The sequence below is a fragment of the Chloroherpetonaceae bacterium genome, from assembly GCA_033763895.1.
Taxonomy (GTDB): domain Bacteria; phylum Bacteroidota; class Chlorobiia; order Chlorobiales; family Thermochlorobacteraceae; genus JANRJQ01.
In genome coordinates this window covers 908,545-924,573 of sequence record JANRJQ010000010.1, presented here as the reverse complement: position 1 = coordinate 924,573, position 16,029 = coordinate 908,545, and the positions used below count along the sequence as shown (strand labels likewise).

Below are 16,029 nucleotides of genomic sequence, written 5' to 3'. Positions count from 1 at the left end.
AGCAGGAACTTGTCGGCTGCACAAAAAAGCTGTTTTGGGGAGCTTTAAAAGGTCGGTATTTCCAAGGGTTTCTTTTATCATGCTTCGTCTTCGTTTTCAAGTTCCTTACCCATTCGGTATTTAATATCGTAGTTGATGATAAAGTCTAATTCTTCATCGGTAAAACCGTAGTACTTGGCTAAAACTGTGTCGATTTCGTCTATGATGGGTTTGGATTTTTTTATATCAAAGTTCACTTCAGTTGTATTAATAATTTCTCCTAAACGAACTCTATTTTCAGTATTATCAAAATAACTTTCAAGCAACTGTGAAGCGAGTGAATTAAATTCCTCAAACTTGTTTTCTAAATTAAAGACCGGCAGCAAATCTACTTCTCTCGAAACCACATCCATACAGTTAGAGTTTGAAATCCAATACCAATAGAAAAGTTGGCTATTTAACAAACATAGAGCGATACTTAAATTTTCTCTAACCAACGTAATTTTCTTATAATGAGAAGAAAAACTTTGGTCAATTGCTTTTCTCCAATATCTTCCACCTGAATGGTAAAAAACATTTGAACCAATATTTGAATAAAAAAAACTAAGCTTTTTATTGTGACTTAACATCTTCTTTAAAATCTCAATTTCAATCTTTTTAGAAAATTTAGGATAATTATTCTGAAACTTTACCGAATTTATAAATTCAACATAATTCAACAAATCGAAAATATAAGCTCGATTTTTATTTTCACCATCATACCAACGAGTGTAATCGGTAACAAAGTTTGATTTAGAATCGGTTTTTGTTAGAATTGATATTGTTAAATTCATATCAACCCCAGCAAATAATTTTCCTGGTCGTGTAGAGTAGTTTGAGTGCCATTGGCTACTAAATTTTTTAGAATATAAATTTTGCAATTCTTTCATTGCCTCAGTAGAAACAGAAGCAATAGGAACTATCATCCCAAGTTTCCCCATTCTATTTAATAAATTTGAGCTTCTTTCGATTACGAATGAGTATAAGTTGTTTGTTGGAAGAGTCTCAAAATTGGTGAGTTTATACCTGTCAGCTATTGACATTTTGGTTTTGCTATCTTTCTTTGTATAAACAACATACGGCGGATTCCCAATCACCACATCAAAGCCGCCCTTTTCCTGCACTATTTCATAAAACTCTGCAAACCAATGAAAGGGTTGATGCGATTGTAGCCAAGCCTCATATTTCAAGCCATCTGCTTGTTTATGAAGCAATTGATTGAGTTCGTGGTTTAATTCTTTCAGTCGCTTATTGAGTTCTGATTTAGCTTTTTTGAACTCCTGAAAATCATCGCCATAAGTCAATTGAATTTCTTTGTAACGTTTAAAGGCATTGGACACAATCTCACATTTTTCGTTTATCCGTTCTTCTTCGCCATCAAAATCAAGTTTCCATTTAAGTCCCTTTCGCAGCTCTGTTTCTGTAGCAAAACCCACCAACGTATTTCCTGCACGGATATTAAAATCAATATCAGGCAAAGGTTCTAAGCCTAAATTGGGTTTGCGGTAATCGGCTTCTACAGTAGCAACGAGTTTGAGGAATAAACGCAGTTTGGCAATTTCCACCGCTTCTTTCATAATGTCCACCCCATACAAATTTCGCAGGATGATGCTTTTGTAAATGAAGTATTGCAGGTTGGGGTGTTCGGGGCTTTTTACCTGTGCCAGCGTTTCTTCAAAAAACTTGTATTTGCCTTTTGGTGCTTCGGCAACAAAGTTTTCCATCCGTTGCAGGCAGCTTTCATACAAGGGTTCTAAAATGTTCATTGCCGCAAACAAAAACGCACCAGAGCCGCAAGTAGGGTCAATAATGGTAACGCTGTTGAGTGCTTTGTAAAAGTGTTTGAGCAATTCGGGGTCGTTGGTGTTTTCTACTACATCTTGTGCAAACTGGCGTATGTTCAGGTTGTAGGTAATAAAGTCGTTGATATGCTGAATATCGCCGTTGTCAATTTTGCTTTTTACTTCGGTGTAGCGGTTTCTGCGGTCCACCACTTCACGCCAAATTTCTGTGGGTAAAGCGTAATTGATGGTAGCCGGTTTATTCCATTCGGAGCGTTTGCTTACATCTTTTATGCCTTGTTCAATTTCTTTTGGTAAGGGTTCTTCCACACCTTTTTTTACTGCATCATAAATGTATTGTTTGCCACTTTGCTTTACCATTTGCCACACTTCGGAATCTGCATTAAATGCTTTAGGGTAATGGCGTTTGGTTTCGTCAAACAAATAGGGCAGGATACAATTTTTACTGATGTAGTCGGTAATATCTTCTTTGGTGTAGTAAGCACCCATATTAGCCCTGTCGTTGATATACTTCTCAAAGATGTAACCAATCACGTCGGGGTTAATGTCTTTTCCACTTGCCGTGTGTCGGGTATCTAAATGCCACTCGTATTGGTCGAAGAAATCAAAAAGGCGTTCAAATGCTTTGTCATCAATGTCAATACTATCGTTGTTTTTTTCCAGTTCGTGTTCGTCAAATAAACCACCGTTCAGGTAAGGAATTTTTCCAATTTCTATTTTGGTGTCAGGGCTTTGCGTGGGTTCGTTCAGTCCTTTATGAAATAGCACCAAAAGGAAATCACGATAGAAAGAGTAAAATTTCACCTTGCCCTTTTTGGCTTTGCAGGCAAGCAGTTTATCACGCAGGTAGTTTTTGTTGTTGTCTAAAAACCCTTTTTTCTGAATGAAGTAGCAAAACATCAATCGGTTGAGCATCAATGAAGCATACCATTCCTGATTGGTTTTGTCGGAAATGCCTTTGATGAATTGCAGAAATGCTCCGTGTTCTTTTTTAAACTTGTCGTAAAACTGCTTGGTAACTCTTTCGTTGTTTTGGTGGAAGTTGTCGGCAATGCGTTTGGTTACGTCAATAATGGTGATGTGTTCTTCTTCGTCTAATTCAAAGAAAATGCCTGCTGCCCGTTGGTAAAGCAATTCAGGGTCTTGGTTGATGTGCCAACGGGTTTCGGTTACTTTGGTTGGTTTGCCCGATTGCCTTACTACCAATTGCCAAATCTGTTCGGTTTTCTTGGAGTCAAAAAAGATAATCAAATGCTCCTGAAACAGTTTGGTTACTTTGGTTTCAATTTTTTTACGGGTGTTGTAGTCGGGAATTAAGCCATTAGCAAGCGGATTGCACAACAAGATTTTGAAACCGCTTTTTTCGGCAACTGCTTGTAAAGTGTAGGTTTCATTGTCAACTACAATGGGTTGGGTTGTTTTATCGTTGTTCCAGCCCATATCATTAAACAGTTCTCGAAAATTGAACTGCTTGATGTAGATTGAAAAGTCTTTTTTGTCTAAGCTCATTTCAGTTTTTTAATTTGTTGATTAGCCACGAGAGATTTCATTTGAGTGATTGCAATTTGGTTCAATTGTTTTAATCTTTCTGGTTGTGACAATCCTTGATTGATTAATACCGCATTGATGCTTTCCAGATTAGACAGCACCACCAATTGTTCAATGGTGGCATAATCTCTAACATTTCCATCTTTCTCAGGGTTGGTTTCTCGCCATTGCTTTGCCGTAAAACCAAATAAAGCCATATTGAGCATATCCGCTTCATTGGCATACACCAAACTAATTTGGGTTTTGCTCAATTCTTTGGGGATCAAATTTTCTTTGATGGCATCGGTATGAATGTGGTAGTTTACCTTGGCTAAAGTTCGTTGAAGATTCCATTCTAACTTAAGTCGGTCATTTTCATCGGCTTTTAGTCGTTGGAACTCTTTGATAAGGTAAATCTTAAATTCAGCACTTATCCACATTCCAAATTCGAAAGCTATATCACTATGAGCGTAGGTTCCACCGTATCTTCCAGCCGTAGCTTTTAAGCCAATTGCATTGGTTTTCTCAACCCACTCTTTCACACTGATTTTGTAGTTATTCAAGCCGGCCTGACTTTTAATTGTGGCGAATTCGCCATAATTAAAATTAGGATTGTAAACCGATTCCCATATTCCCAAAAACTCGACCGTGTTTCTGTTTCTAAGCCAATCGGAAATAAAAAAGTCACCATCTTTGGCTCTTAACATATCTGTAAGGGAGATAAAGTCCTTGTTATCGTCTTGGATAATGGATATTTCTATTCCCTTAACTTGAATTTTTTTGCTTTTGGTCATAGGTATTTCCATTTATTAATACTCTTCGAATTCGATGGGATTAGTTTTTTAAGCCCAATGAGCAAATGATTTGCGGTTCTTTGTTGGGTTGTTCATCTTCATTTACGATTGCCAATTTATCTTCTTCACGAAGTGAAATCACCAAGTTTGCCAATTGGTCGTCTGAAATACCTGCTTTGAGTTGGCGGTTTAAGGTCTCTCTTGCAAACTCCTTTAAAGGATATTTGTAAATGTCGTCCACTGCTTTTTTCAGCTGCTCGTTCACAAATAAAGTTCCTTCATACTCTTTGCAATAGCGGTCAAGTCGCATATACACACGATACTTTACGCCTGTTTTTTTACCCAATGAACCACCTGTATTTTTTTCTTCTTCACGAATAAAGTCAATGCCGCTTTTTACCAATTCGTGATGCTTTTCCAATTTGTATTTCGGTACGGTATCGGGTGTGCATTGTGCCGCTTTTAAAATGGTATGTTGCGATTGGGTAATGATTTTTCCTTTATTGTCCACCCAAGCCAAAACATCGTTTTCTTCTGATGTTCGGGTGTAAACAATTACACCTTCTTTTTCAGGTGCTTCATCATTGTGTTTGGTGGCATAAATTACATTCGGCAAATCGGGTATGATTTTATTCAGTTCAGGATTTGCGTCTGTAGCGTTTTTCCAAATCTGATAAGCCAAGGAAGCCAAATCCACTTCGGTATCATCATCTTCACCGTCCAAAATGCCCGATTTTTCATTGTAAAGGTCTGCAAGGTTTACAGGGTCGCCATCAAAAAAGGTTTCATCGCTACCCACTACATTGGCGTTTTCTTCAATACGTTTTGTGAGCCGTTCTCTTAATTTGATTATTTTTTCAATTCCCTTTTCCGGCAAAAAAGAGTAACATAAAATTCGTTCTGCATTTTGCCCAATGCGGTCAACACGTCCAGCTCTTTGAATTAATCGTATTATAGCCCACGGCAAATCATAATTAACAATAATATGCCCATCCTGTAAGTTTTGACCTTCACTTAAGACATCTGTAGAAATTAGTACTCTAATTTCATTATATCCTTTCAACTCCGGCTTTTGGTTACTTATTGGGCTAAATCTTTGGGCTTTAATTGTAGGGTTGCCGTCATCTCCAGTAACGCTATCAATTTGTGAAACTCCTCTTTCAAGTAGGGCTTTAGTAAGATAGTTTGCTGTATCTGAGAATTGTGTAAATATTAGAATTTTTTCCTTGCTGTGTTTTAATGCAATTAATTCGTGAAGTGCGTTCAACTGTCTATCATTATCTGTGTTCCAGTCTTTACCCAACTCTAATATCTCAATAATTTTTTTACAATCTTCAATCAATGTTTTTATTAATGAAACTTCTTCAATTTCTCTTTTACCTTCCTTGTCAATTTTTTCTTTTCTATGCTTTGAGAAAAATTCACTTCTAATCCAATCAAATCCTCTTTTATTGTTTTCGTTTGAAAAGTACTTATATATTTCCTGTGCTTTTTCTAGATATATTTCCTCTTTTAAAATTAATTTTAATGATCTCTTTTCATTTTTTGCGCTTTCTTCTTTTACTTTTCCATTTTCATTTTTCCCTATCTCATTTTGTTCAGTATCACTGTCTTCTATGTAATCATCTAAATTCTGTGATATGTTTTTACCAATTGGAATTGGTAAATTATTTTGTAGTGCATACACAAACACAAAGTTTCTTAAAATGTGTCTACTTAGTGAAAGTAGAAATGAATAACCGCTGCTTTCCAACCTTTTGAATAAGTTTGTTCTACAAAAACCCATTAGCCGTTTCCCGGCCCTGCTCAGATTTAGCATAATTTGTTCTTCTTCCTTCGTTGGTCTTATGTGTGGCTTATCATTAAGATATTGTTGTAGACCATATCTAGGTAGTTCTAATGAGTTGATCGTATCAACTACTTTTGATGAGTATAGTTTTGCGTATTGGTCTGTTTCGTCGTTTGGGTCAAAGGAATAATCGACTCTTTTTGGAATTCTTTCTGGAAAAAATGATTTAGTTCCGTCGGCAAATGTTAAGTATTTCCTTCCATTACTTTCGTCTGTTTTTGCATAATTTTCTTTTATGAAGCTTCTTGTTCTACGAACTAAGTATAACCGCATTAATTCTCTCCAGTCATCCGAAAAATGACTTTTTTCGAAGGCTTTTATGCTTCTTATGAAAGTATCCGTATGGTTTGACGAAAATTGAACTGCCCCGCCAATGTTTTCAATGTATTGTTCAGGGCTAATCCCGATATCTTTGTCGTCAGAAATAAATAATCGAAGTTGATTAGAGAGATCTATATAACTTTTGTTATAAGGTGTGGCTGAAAGCAAAATTACCTTACTATCATTTTCCTCTAAGTATGATTTTATTGCTCTGTATCGAATAGATTGGTCGTTTCGAAGGTTGTGGCTTTCGTCTATTATCACTAATCTAAATCTTCTTAATGTTGGGAGTATTTTTTGGACTTCCCCAATTGATATTATTCTTGCATTTAGGGTATATTTTATCCGGTATTCTTCCCACATTTCTTTTAGATTGGGAGGGCAAATTATTAATGTTTCAAGGAAAAAATCTTCCTCAAACATTTTTGCTAAAGCCGTTGCAGTAATTGTTTTGCCCAGTCCTACCACATCACCAATTAAAACTCCATCTCTTTTGTTTAAGTGATGAGCAGCAACCAAAACTGCTTTCTGTTGAAATTCAAGAAGTTCTCTTTGGAAAACCTTTGGAAGTTTGAATTCACTTATTCCTGCTCTTGCTTCTCTTGAAAGGTGATAGGCGATTTTCAAGTAAATGTGAAATGGGGAAACCAATCTATCAGCTGCCCAAGAGTTATCAATAATTTCAATAAGTTCTTGAGTTATGTCGATACACCATCGGTCATTCCAACGGTCATCAAACCAAGTTGCTAATTTGTTGGCTGCATCTTGATCCATCACATCAATGTTAAGTTCACCTTGTTTTGCAAGACCTGCTAGTGTCATATTGCTACTTCCTAAAAAACCTATAACAGGTACTCTTTTATCTTTGCTATACGCTAAATATAATTTTGCGTGAAGAGGATAGCGAAGGTGCAACTTCACAACAGCTTTTTTATCTTTTAACTGTTGGCATAATTTTCTTAATGCAGCTTCATCAACTTCAGTTGGGGTACCAATCGTTAATTGCTCTTTAAATTCTTGGGCTAATTGTTTTTTTAGACGAATAACTTCGGATTGATCAATTAGATGGTTTAAATCGCCAGAAAAATATTCGCGCAGTATTTCAATGGGTAACTTTTGCATTCCAACCAATAACCTACATATTCTATGAACTTCTTCTTTTCCTTCAATTATTGTTGAACCACCCATTTTGTCAATATTCTCAGATACTTCCTTCCACCCTCTTAAATTAAAATAGCCAACGCAAAAATCGGCTCTTGAAGAGACTTCAAGTGTATCGTTTAACCCTTTGGTTAAATTATTTGCTATATTATCGTAGATTTTTGGCATAAAGGATTTTTTTGTTTTGGAAGCATTAAAACTTAAGGAAAAGTTTTATTAGTTACTACTTTTTTCTTTAGAAAGAATCAATCAATTTCAAATAAAATAGTGGGTACTCCCTTGAAAAATTGCTTATCAAATCAACTTTAAATAACCGCGGAAGCCGCGCGCAGCGTAGTAGGATTCGGCGCCGTTATGGTAAATGAAAGTTTCGCCTTAGCGGAAGTCGGCAAAGAGGGCGCCGCCGAGGTCGCGGATTTTCGTTGGGGGTTAAAAGCCACGAAGAGGTTTTGGTGTCTAATGGGTTTTGGATTTCAAGGGATTGGATCTTTCGGTAAAGCATCTCGTCCAAAAGCTGAACACCCATTTCTGCGGCGAGCCCGAGGGCACTGTGTTTGGGTTTATTTTCTTTACGTGATTTGAGTGCCGCATTGTCGTAACAAAGGCTTCTGCGGCCAAGGGGGGATTCTTTTGCGCAGTCGATGATGAATAAATCATTTGGAGAATCAGGGAATATCACGGCGTCGGGTTCGCCGCCGGTTTTTTCCATTTGAAAAACGGCATTTAATTTATCGGGGCTTTTCTTGAGGTGGTGAATTACCGTTTCAAATGAACTATTTGGGTGACGGTGGGGGTTGGCTTGAAATCGCGAATTTAATATTTGAATTAATTCATTTTTTTCCTTCTCTGACATATTTATTTTAATTCTGTATTTCTTTGAAGCGCTCTTTCGAGAATTAAATCTCTTTTGGCACGAAAAGCTTCTTCGGTTTCTGAAACGAGAATATCGGGCTGAATGCCGGCATCGGGCTTTTCGGGATTGACAGTACTAAAAATCGGGATATCAACTTCAATTTTTGAATTTGGTAATCTTAAAAAGAAAATAACCCCTGAATTTAAGCCTTTTTGACTGCCGCCGGTTGGCTCGCCGATAATGTTGGCGAGCTTTAGCTCTTTCGCTATTTCTGCAAGCAGGAATGTCGCGGAGCTATTGGTGGCATTCACAAGAAGCGTAACTTCCCCTTGAAATGCATCTAATGCCGGTTCTAAAATAATACTTTTTTCTGACTTTAATCGATAAAGCCCATTTTCTTGTTTTTCTATGCGACTTGATAAATCATAAACATCGGTTTGCCACGTGTTCAGGTAAGGTTTTAAGGCTTCTGGAACAACTTGATACGCGACATAGGTGTTACTTTGAGGAATTTTATAACTTGATTTTGCAATTTTCTTCCCCAATTCAAATAAAATTTCATCTTGCCCGCCTTCATTGCCGCGGATATCAATAACTAATTTATTAACACCTTTTAATTTATAGTCTTGAAAAACGCTATCTAAAAACGGCTTCCATTCAAATGGCAGTTGAAATGAATCGAAGGTTAAAAGTTGTAGGTACGCCGTGTTATTTTCATGAATTTTTGAAGACCAGAGTTGATTAATTGATGAAAATAATTCCGGATATTTTGAACGAATTCTTTCGCTGCGGTCGCTTCTAGAAATAGGGGTTATTGTGCAAAGCGACGGTTTGGTTTCTCCTGCTTTAAGAAGTTGAAGTTCATATTTTCCATTCTTTGGCGGGTAAATTAAGGGAAAATAGGAATCAAAACTTTCAAATTCACCGAATCCGTGAAGATTCAGGTCAGCAAGTCGCTTGGGGTTATTGATGCCATCGGCTTTGACGAATTTTTGAAGTTCTGAAAGGATTATTTTTGTGTCAATCCCATTAATGGCTAAAATTTCGGGATAGTTACTCAATGCCAATTGATCAGAGAGATTTTGATCGACAATGATTTTCCCTTCAATAATTCGAAACGTCAGCGGCAATTTATCGGGTTGGGCAAAAATTAATTCATTAATTATAGCGGGTTGATTATAAAAGCTGGCAAAGGTATGACCGCATTTAATTTCTCCGGTAATTTTCGAAATTAGGGTATAAAATTCAGAATAAGTTAATGGCTGTTTTAACTGCAACTCTGCTTCGCTGAAAATAAGATCCATTTGGGATTTAGATGTGTAACGGTAAATGCCGGGATGCAGCGATTCAAGCGCCGTTTTTAAGATTTTAAAATCCGCTTGAAGTTTTTCCGGGGAGAGCTTTGGAAATTCTTGCGGTTTTAATGGCTCCTTTTTATTCCACTCAATCGAAATGCGGCTGAGGGAATCGGGTGTAAGCTGTAGAAATCGATTTGTTTTTGCCAATTCCCAAATTATTGGGTCATTTTCAATAACACATTTGTATTCAAGAATTTCGCTTCCTTCTTTTACCGGTATTGTAAAGGACACTTCAAAGATGCCATCGCCATCAGTGTCTTGAGCGAAAAGAGATTTCTCCCAAGAGAGAGGTTTTAAGTTTCCCCGAATTCCAAGGGATTGAATTTTTCCGAGTGATTTTGCATTAATTTTTAAATTAATTTGCACTTTTTTGGAATCGATATCTGCCGTTTCTTTCATTTGGCAGCCGGAAAATAATATTCCAAAGACACAAGTAATGATTCCTAAACAAGTAATTTTAGATTGATTGATCATCGTTTTATTTCTCTTTTCAATTTGATTCCTATTGCCCTACTTATTATCCCTATTCGATAACAAAGTAAGTTTCATTGGGATGATTGATTAAGAGGACAAAATCTGTGCCAGAAATTTTGGATTTGGGGTACCTGAAATGGCTCAAAAACGGCCCATTGAATTCATGATTATCTGTGGTACTAGCAGATGGTCATTTTTGGACGACGAGACGTTCAGAAATGGACGGTGACTTTTACAGGGCTCCTTAATTAAAACACGATGCTTATCGCTAAATGGAATTTTAGTTTAATGCGGCGAATCAGAACAGCGATTCTTTTTCACTTCCCTTTGCTATCCCGCTTTTTTAGAATAATTTTGTGTTACGATTTATTAACATAGAGCATTTTACTCGTTTTCAAGCTTTAACTGAACGGACTTGCGCCGATGACATTGGAACCCGAACATCATACCTTACCGCTTGCTTCTTCAGTAGAAACGGGGGAATCATCGGCAATTCCGCGGGTTGATATAAAATCGCTTGGGCGCAAGGGTCTTGAATCGTGGCTTGAAGCCGCCGGTGAACCCGCCTACCGCGCAGCACAAATTCTTCAATGGGTTTATTCTGAAAAAGGCTATGCCGCAGCGAAAAGCGGTGATGCCGCCGCCTTTTTTACTTCACTTTCAAATCTCTCGAAAGCGTTGCGCGAAAAGCTTGCTGCCTCTTTCAAGCTTTCGCATCTTGAGCCAACGAACCTCACAGGTTCCGAAGAATTGGAACCGACACAAACCGTAAAGTTTCTTTTCAAATTGCACGATGGCTATGAAATTGAAACCGTGCTTATCCCCAATCAAAATGGGGAGCATGAGCGGCTTACGGTTTGCGTTTCTTCGCAAGTCGGCTGTGCGCTTGGTTGTAAATTTTGTGCCACAGGATATATGGGGTTCACCCGAAACCTCACCACCGGTGAAATCTTGGATCAAGTGGGTTATGCGGTGCTTTGGGCTAAAGAACATTGGCAGAAGCGGGTTTCACACGTAGTGTTTATGGGAATGGGCGAACCGATGCTCAACTATGAACGGGTAATCGAAGCTTCGGTGATGCTTTCGGATTTCAAATATTTATTTCAAATCGGACAACGGCACATCACGATTTCGACTTCGGGTGTTGCGACAGGGATTCGGCGCTTTGCCGATGATCCTGCAGCAAAATTCAATTTGGCGGTTTCGCTTCACTCAGCCAATCCGGAGAAACGCGCCGATTTTATGCCCATCACGAATGAATTTTCGCTTGAAGCATTGCGAGAATCGATCGGGTATTATTTCCATAAAAAGGGGCGACCTGTTTTTTACGAGTACCTTTTGCTTTCGGGAGTGAATGACACGGAGGCTGATGCCCGTGCGTTGATAAAATTTTGCCGCATTTCTGATTGCAAAATTAACTTGATCGATTTTAATCCCATTCCGGAAGCACACTTTGAGCGCAGCAATAGTGAATCAAAGGAAACCTTTCGGCAAATGCTATATGACGCCGGTTTCACCGTAACCGTTCGCCGCAGCCGCGGGAAAGATATTGGCGCTGCTTGCGGGCAACTTGCCACCAGTAGCAGAAATGGAAAACAAATCAAACGGAATCGAAAATCAAATCAAAAATCAAATGCCACTCTTTTTTGAACTTTCGCCCGAAGCGCTTCTAAGCAAAGCCCGCCTTGCGTTTATTAGCAATGAAGCCGAAACCTCCGAAAAACCAGAGTATGAAGAGCTCAAAACAAGACGCTATGCTCTATCTGTTAAGGAAGTTTACGAAATCGCGTTGGGTTTTGCCTCGCGGTGGGTGAATTGGCGTGTTGTGAATCGGGGAAAAAACTTTGGTGGAATGGCGCAATTAAAATGCGATGTTTATTCTGTTCTTTTGGGCGGAAATAAGCTCGAACTTTCATTAATCTTTTCGGAAGAACGCACCACCTTTGGTGGAATCTGCACGGTGGTGAATGCAAAATCTGTTTCGACAGCTCCCACTAAAGGCGATTTGGGTGAAAATCGGCGTTGGATTGCATTAATGCTTTACTCGCTCGATACCGCTGTTGCCGAGCGACTTGAGGAATTGAATGCCCAAGGAATCGAACCCGGCGTTTTGCAAAGCACTTCAAATTCAACACCCGAATCGAATGATGCCCCAATCAAGCAAAGTGAAAATACGGTTACTCCGTCTCCTGATCATTCAGCAAAAGACTCCACCCCTAAAGAAGCACCACAGCGGAAACGATTGACAATCAAACAACTTTAATCCAATCAACATTAATATTCAATGAAACTGATTTTATTCGGAACGCCGGGAGTAGGTAAAGGCACACAAGCAAAAATTTTGGCAGAAAAAAATCAAGCTGCTCATATTTCCACCGGAGATATGCTTCGCGCAGAAATTAAAAATGAAAGCGAGCTTGGACGGCTTGCAAAGGATTTTCTTGACCGAGGGGAGCTTGTGCCGGATGATGTGATTATTGGGATGATTGAAAAAGTTTTGGATTCTGAAAATGCCCGTGGCGGGTTTGTTTTTGATGGTTTTCCACGAACGGTGCCCCAAGCAGAAGCACTACAACAAATGCTTGAGCGCCGCAAGAGTACAACCATTCGGGTGGTCAATTTGGTGGTGAGCGAAGAAGAAGTGGTGAAGCGTCTTTCCGGCAGAATTTCTTGCGCTAATTGCGGGGCAATTTACAATCGATTTACAAGCCCGCCGAAATCTGAAGGCAAATGTGATAAATGCGGCTCTACCGACATACGACAGCGTGATGATGATAAAGAAGAAACGGTGAGGAATCGACTTTCGGTTTATCACAAGCAAACCGAACCGGTTTTGAAATTCTATCGCGCGTTAAATCTTGTTGATGATATTGGTGCAGACCGGCCGGTTCAGGAAGTGACATCAATGATTGAAAAAACTTATACGAGCTAATCAAAAGGATCGATTCTTTATTAGACTCTCAAGTCGGAGATAAAAAAATCGGGCTTTCGCCCGATTTTTTTCTTTCTCCATCACCCTTTTTAACACTAAAATCAACAGTTAAAGAAGTCAAAAATGGCGAATAATCGCAGATTAATATTCGCGATTTTGCGATCGTTTGGCTTGAATCTCTTCAAGCATTTTGCTGAATGCGACGGGTTCTTTTTTTGTTTCTGATACAGATTTTGTATTTCCCTTTTCTTCATATTTCAAAGATGCTTCTTCCATCACATCAATGAGCGCTTGCTTTGGGAAAGGCTTCACCAAATATCGAAAAACTTGGCTTTCGTTAATAAGGCGAATCGCTTCGACTGAATCTTTGCTATCAGAAATGTAAATCGAAATGATATCGGGAAAATAAGTACGCACATAAGTTAGAAAGTCTGTTCCCTTTTCGCTGGCAAGGGTTGAGTCACAGGCGAGAATCGCGATTTTGTTTTCTTTAAGAATAGCGGTAGCCGCTTCAAGGGTTGTTGAAGAATTGAATTGATATTTGTTGCTAAGCAATCCTTCATACCCTTTCAAGTGCGATTCTAACTGATCGATAAAAAGAACCGGAAGGTTGGTATTGGTTGATTTTGTCGATGTTCCCTTATTCTTTTTCACTTCTTCGCGTAAAACCTTGTTGACTTCGAACAAATCATAAGCCGCTTTAACCGTGCCTTTCAATTTATCGTTATCCCAAGGTTTATTGATAAACCGCCATACTTCCCCGCTATTGATGGCATCAATGACAAGGTCGAGCTCGGAGTATCCGGTAAGCACAATTCGAATGGTTTCAGGCGAAATCTCTTTAACCTTTTTGAGAAGTTCTGTGCCACTCATTCCCGGCATGCGTTGGTCAGAAACGATTACGGCAAATGATTCTGATTGAATGGCTTTTAGGGCTTCTTCAGGCCCAACGGCAAGCTTAATGTGCCAATCACGAAAAACCAGTTGAAGTGTTTCTAAAATCAGGGGTTCGTCATCGACAAACAAAATTTTCGAATTCGGTGTGTTCATTGTTATAATTTTAATGGTTCAGTTTCGTTACTTCTTAACTTTTTTTTGAACTTCATCATCATCATCATCCAAAAAGGGTGATTGAATAACTTTTTCTGTAACAGATTGCTTTCCGTTGGTTTGAGTAGAGGGTGTCAACTTATCCTTATTGCTTATCGGAATTCGAACGGTGAATATGGTACCTTTACCGACAGTACTATCAACCAAGATTTCTCCATTATGGTTTGTCACAATTTTGTGAACGATTGCAAGCCCAAGCCCTGTGCCTTGCCCGATTTCTTTGGTTGTGAAAAAGGGTTCAAAAATCTTTTTGAGGTTTTCCGGCTTAATTCCGGAGCCGTTATCCTCTACGGTTACCACAGAAGACGATTTTGACCCAATTCCCTGAAGCTCAGAGGTAATCGTAATCTTTCCTTTAGAATGAGAAATTGCTTGTGCCGCATTTGTAAATAGATTCAGAAACACTTGATTAAGCTGCGCCGGAAAACAAAGAATATTTGGATTATTGCGATAATTCCGCACAATTTCAATCCCTCTTTCTTTGAAAATATGACTTGCAATTTTAAGAGATGAATCCACAATATCTGATATGGGAACCGATTTCTGCTCGGCTTCATCAAGCCTTGAAAAGTTCTTCAAATCTTGAACCAATTCTTGAATTCTGGTGATACCTTCCATCGAATTTGCAATGAGCTTGATACTTTCTTGATAAAGCTGCGCTTTCTTTTCTTTGGATTCGATTTCGTCGATAATTTGCGAAACGGTATCGCTTGTGCCGTTGAAAATTTCTTCTTTTAATCTCAATTGAAGGTCAATCAATTCTTTGATTTCACCTTGGGCTTCTGAAAGGAGTTGTAAGTTGCTTTTCACAAATCCAAGCGGGGTATTGATTTCGTGAGCGACACCGGCAACCATTTGCCCAAGCGACGACATTTTCTCCGCTTGCATCAGTTGCAATTCGGATTTGCGCAAGTCCTCGCGAAGTTTGCTAAATTCTGTGATATTCATAACGAAAGTCACTTTCCGCGGGCGGTTATCGGTACCATAAATGCGTGCGGCATCGGCTAAAATGGTGATCGGTTTGCCTGTTTTGTGCATCACGGTCCACTCGGTTCGAATATCGCTGTATCCTTTCAATTCTTCACCCGACATCAACATGTACTTATCGTGCAAATCGACCCACATTTTCGTCTTTTCTTTTTCTACAATCATTGTGAACGGATTTCCGATGAGTTCATCGGGAGAGTATCCATAAATACCGCAGTAAGCTTGATTGACATACTCAAACTCACGTTTTTCGTTGGTGATGCAAATCCCGAGAGGGGTGGAATCGATAATGGTTCGAAGGCGTTTTTCACTTTGTCGAATGGCGTCGTCCGTTTCTACAGTTCCCTTTTTCACAGGTTTAGGAAGCGTTTTTGAAACTTTCGAAATTTCAGATTTCATCGTTTCTTGAATGAACGATTGAATTCGCGCTTCACTCCGCTTAATTTCTTTGAGAAGGTCTGAATCGCTCTCATGCGAAATCGCGACGACTTCCGTTGAGGTATTGATTCTTTTGGAATCGCTACCGGCTAAACTGCCCGCCAAGTATTTTGCCGGAATTTGATTAAGCAATAAGGAAAGTTCTATTGAAAACTCCCTTAAGGTTCCAGTTAAACTTTCTTCACCGATTCCTCCTTCTTCGGTTAATGTTTCAATGACTTCAAGCTTTTGAAGCACTTCGCGAAGTCGTTTTAAGGTTTTCCGGATTTTTCTTGGTTTGAGATCCATTTGATTTGGCAATTGCAACGAAAGTTAGAGCGAACCAATGTTAAACTAAATTGTAAACAGATTAAAATTGAAAGCAGAAATAAGATTTAAATAACATTTGAATAAACTCTACCTACC

The 16,029-nt window shown here is 38.8% G+C and carries 10 protein-coding genes; 3 read left to right on the top strand and 7 right to left on the bottom strand.

The genetic code is table 11. The features are described 5' to 3' along the window. Positions 1-77 precede the first annotated feature (77 nt). From SFU91_12130 to SFU91_12110, 5 genes are all read right to left on the bottom strand, one after another. Positions 78-3,329: a DNA methyltransferase gene (locus SFU91_12130; protein ID MDX2129773.1), complete on the bottom strand. Its 3,252-nt coding sequence runs from the start codon at positions 3,327-3,329 to the stop codon at positions 78-80. After that, on the bottom strand, positions 3,326-4,141 hold the full coding sequence (locus SFU91_12125) for a KilA-N domain-containing protein (GenBank protein ID MDX2129772.1): 816 nt from the start codon (positions 4,139-4,141) through the stop codon (positions 3,326-3,328). The genes SFU91_12130 and SFU91_12125 overlap by 4 nt, the downstream gene beginning before the upstream one ends. Before the next feature lie 40 nt (positions 4,142-4,181). After that, entirely contained in the window at positions 4,182-7,640 is a 3,459-nt protein-coding gene (locus SFU91_12120) for a helicase-related protein (GenBank protein MDX2129771.1), read from the bottom strand. 184 nt (positions 7,641-7,824) lie between these two features. Beyond that, positions 7,825-8,325 (bottom strand): DUF4256 domain-containing protein, encoded by a 501-nt coding sequence (locus tag SFU91_12115; GenBank protein MDX2129770.1) that lies wholly within the window; start codon positions 8,323-8,325, stop codon positions 7,825-7,827. A 2-nt stretch (positions 8,326-8,327) separates the two neighbouring features. Beyond that, positions 8,328-10,157, bottom strand: coding sequence for a S41 family peptidase (locus SFU91_12110; protein MDX2129769.1), 1,830 nt, complete (start codon positions 10,155-10,157; stop codon positions 8,328-8,330). Positions 10,158-10,580: 423 nt separating this feature from the next. Between SFU91_12110 and rlmN the strand changes: the two genes are divergently transcribed. The 3 genes from rlmN to SFU91_12095 are packed head-to-tail and all read left to right on the top strand — an operon-like array spanning position 10,581 to position 13,089. Next, positions 10,581-11,807 (top strand): 23S rRNA (adenine(2503)-C(2))-methyltransferase RlmN, encoded by a 1,227-nt coding sequence (gene rlmN, locus SFU91_12105; GenBank protein ID MDX2129768.1) that lies wholly within the window; start codon positions 10,581-10,583, stop codon positions 11,805-11,807. Next, the gene (locus tag SFU91_12100) at positions 11,791-12,420 is read left to right on the top strand and encodes a hypothetical protein (protein ID MDX2129767.1); all 630 of its coding nucleotides are present in this window, start codon (positions 11,791-11,793) and stop codon (positions 12,418-12,420) included. Before rlmN ends, SFU91_12100 begins: the two co-directional genes overlap by 17 nt. Before the next feature lie 21 nt (positions 12,421-12,441). After that, on the top strand, positions 12,442-13,089 hold the full coding sequence (locus SFU91_12095; protein MDX2129766.1) for an adenylate kinase: 648 nt from the start codon (positions 12,442-12,444) through the stop codon (positions 13,087-13,089). 141 nt (positions 13,090-13,230) lie between these two features. Here SFU91_12095 and SFU91_12090 read toward each other — a convergent pair whose 3' ends face one another. Together SFU91_12090 and SFU91_12085 are read right to left on the bottom strand one after the other, a co-directional pair. Further along, the gene (locus SFU91_12090; protein MDX2129765.1) at positions 13,231-14,139 is read right to left on the bottom strand and encodes a response regulator; all 909 of its coding nucleotides are present in this window, start codon (positions 14,137-14,139) and stop codon (positions 13,231-13,233) included. Positions 14,140-14,166: 27 nt separating this feature from the next. Further along, positions 14,167-15,912 (bottom strand): ATP-binding protein, encoded by a 1,746-nt coding sequence (locus SFU91_12085; protein ID MDX2129764.1) that lies wholly within the window; start codon positions 15,910-15,912, stop codon positions 14,167-14,169. Positions 15,913-16,029: the final 117 nt, after the last annotated feature.

Coding starts and splice junctions, on each gene's coding strand:
- SFU91_12125 (MDX2129772.1), bottom strand. CDS start 4,141: ATGACCAAAAGCAAAAAAATTCAAGTTAAGGGAATAGAAATATCCATT.
- SFU91_12100 (MDX2129767.1), top strand. CDS start 11,791: ATGCCACTCTTTTTTGAACTTTCGCCCGAAGCGCTTCTAAGCAAAGCC.
- SFU91_12130 (MDX2129773.1), bottom strand. CDS start 3,329: ATGAGCTTAGACAAAAAAGACTTTTCAATCTACATCAAGCAGTTCAAT.
- SFU91_12115 (MDX2129770.1), bottom strand. CDS start 8,325: ATGTCAGAGAAGGAAAAAAATGAATTAATTCAAATATTAAATTCGCGA.
- SFU91_12095 (MDX2129766.1), top strand. CDS start 12,442: ATGAAACTGATTTTATTCGGAACGCCGGGAGTAGGTAAAGGCACACAA.
- SFU91_12090 (MDX2129765.1), bottom strand. CDS start 14,139: ATGAACACACCGAATTCGAAAATTTTGTTTGTCGATGACGAACCCCTG.
- SFU91_12110 (MDX2129769.1), bottom strand. CDS start 10,157: ATGATCAATCAATCTAAAATTACTTGTTTAGGAATCATTACTTGTGTC.
- SFU91_12120 (MDX2129771.1), bottom strand. CDS start 7,640: ATGCCAAAAATCTACGATAATATAGCAAATAATTTAACCAAAGGGTTA.
- SFU91_12085 (MDX2129764.1), bottom strand. CDS start 15,912: ATGGATCTCAAACCAAGAAAAATCCGGAAAACCTTAAAACGACTTCGC.
- rlmN (MDX2129768.1), top strand. CDS start 10,581: ATGACATTGGAACCCGAACATCATACCTTACCGCTTGCTTCTTCAGTA.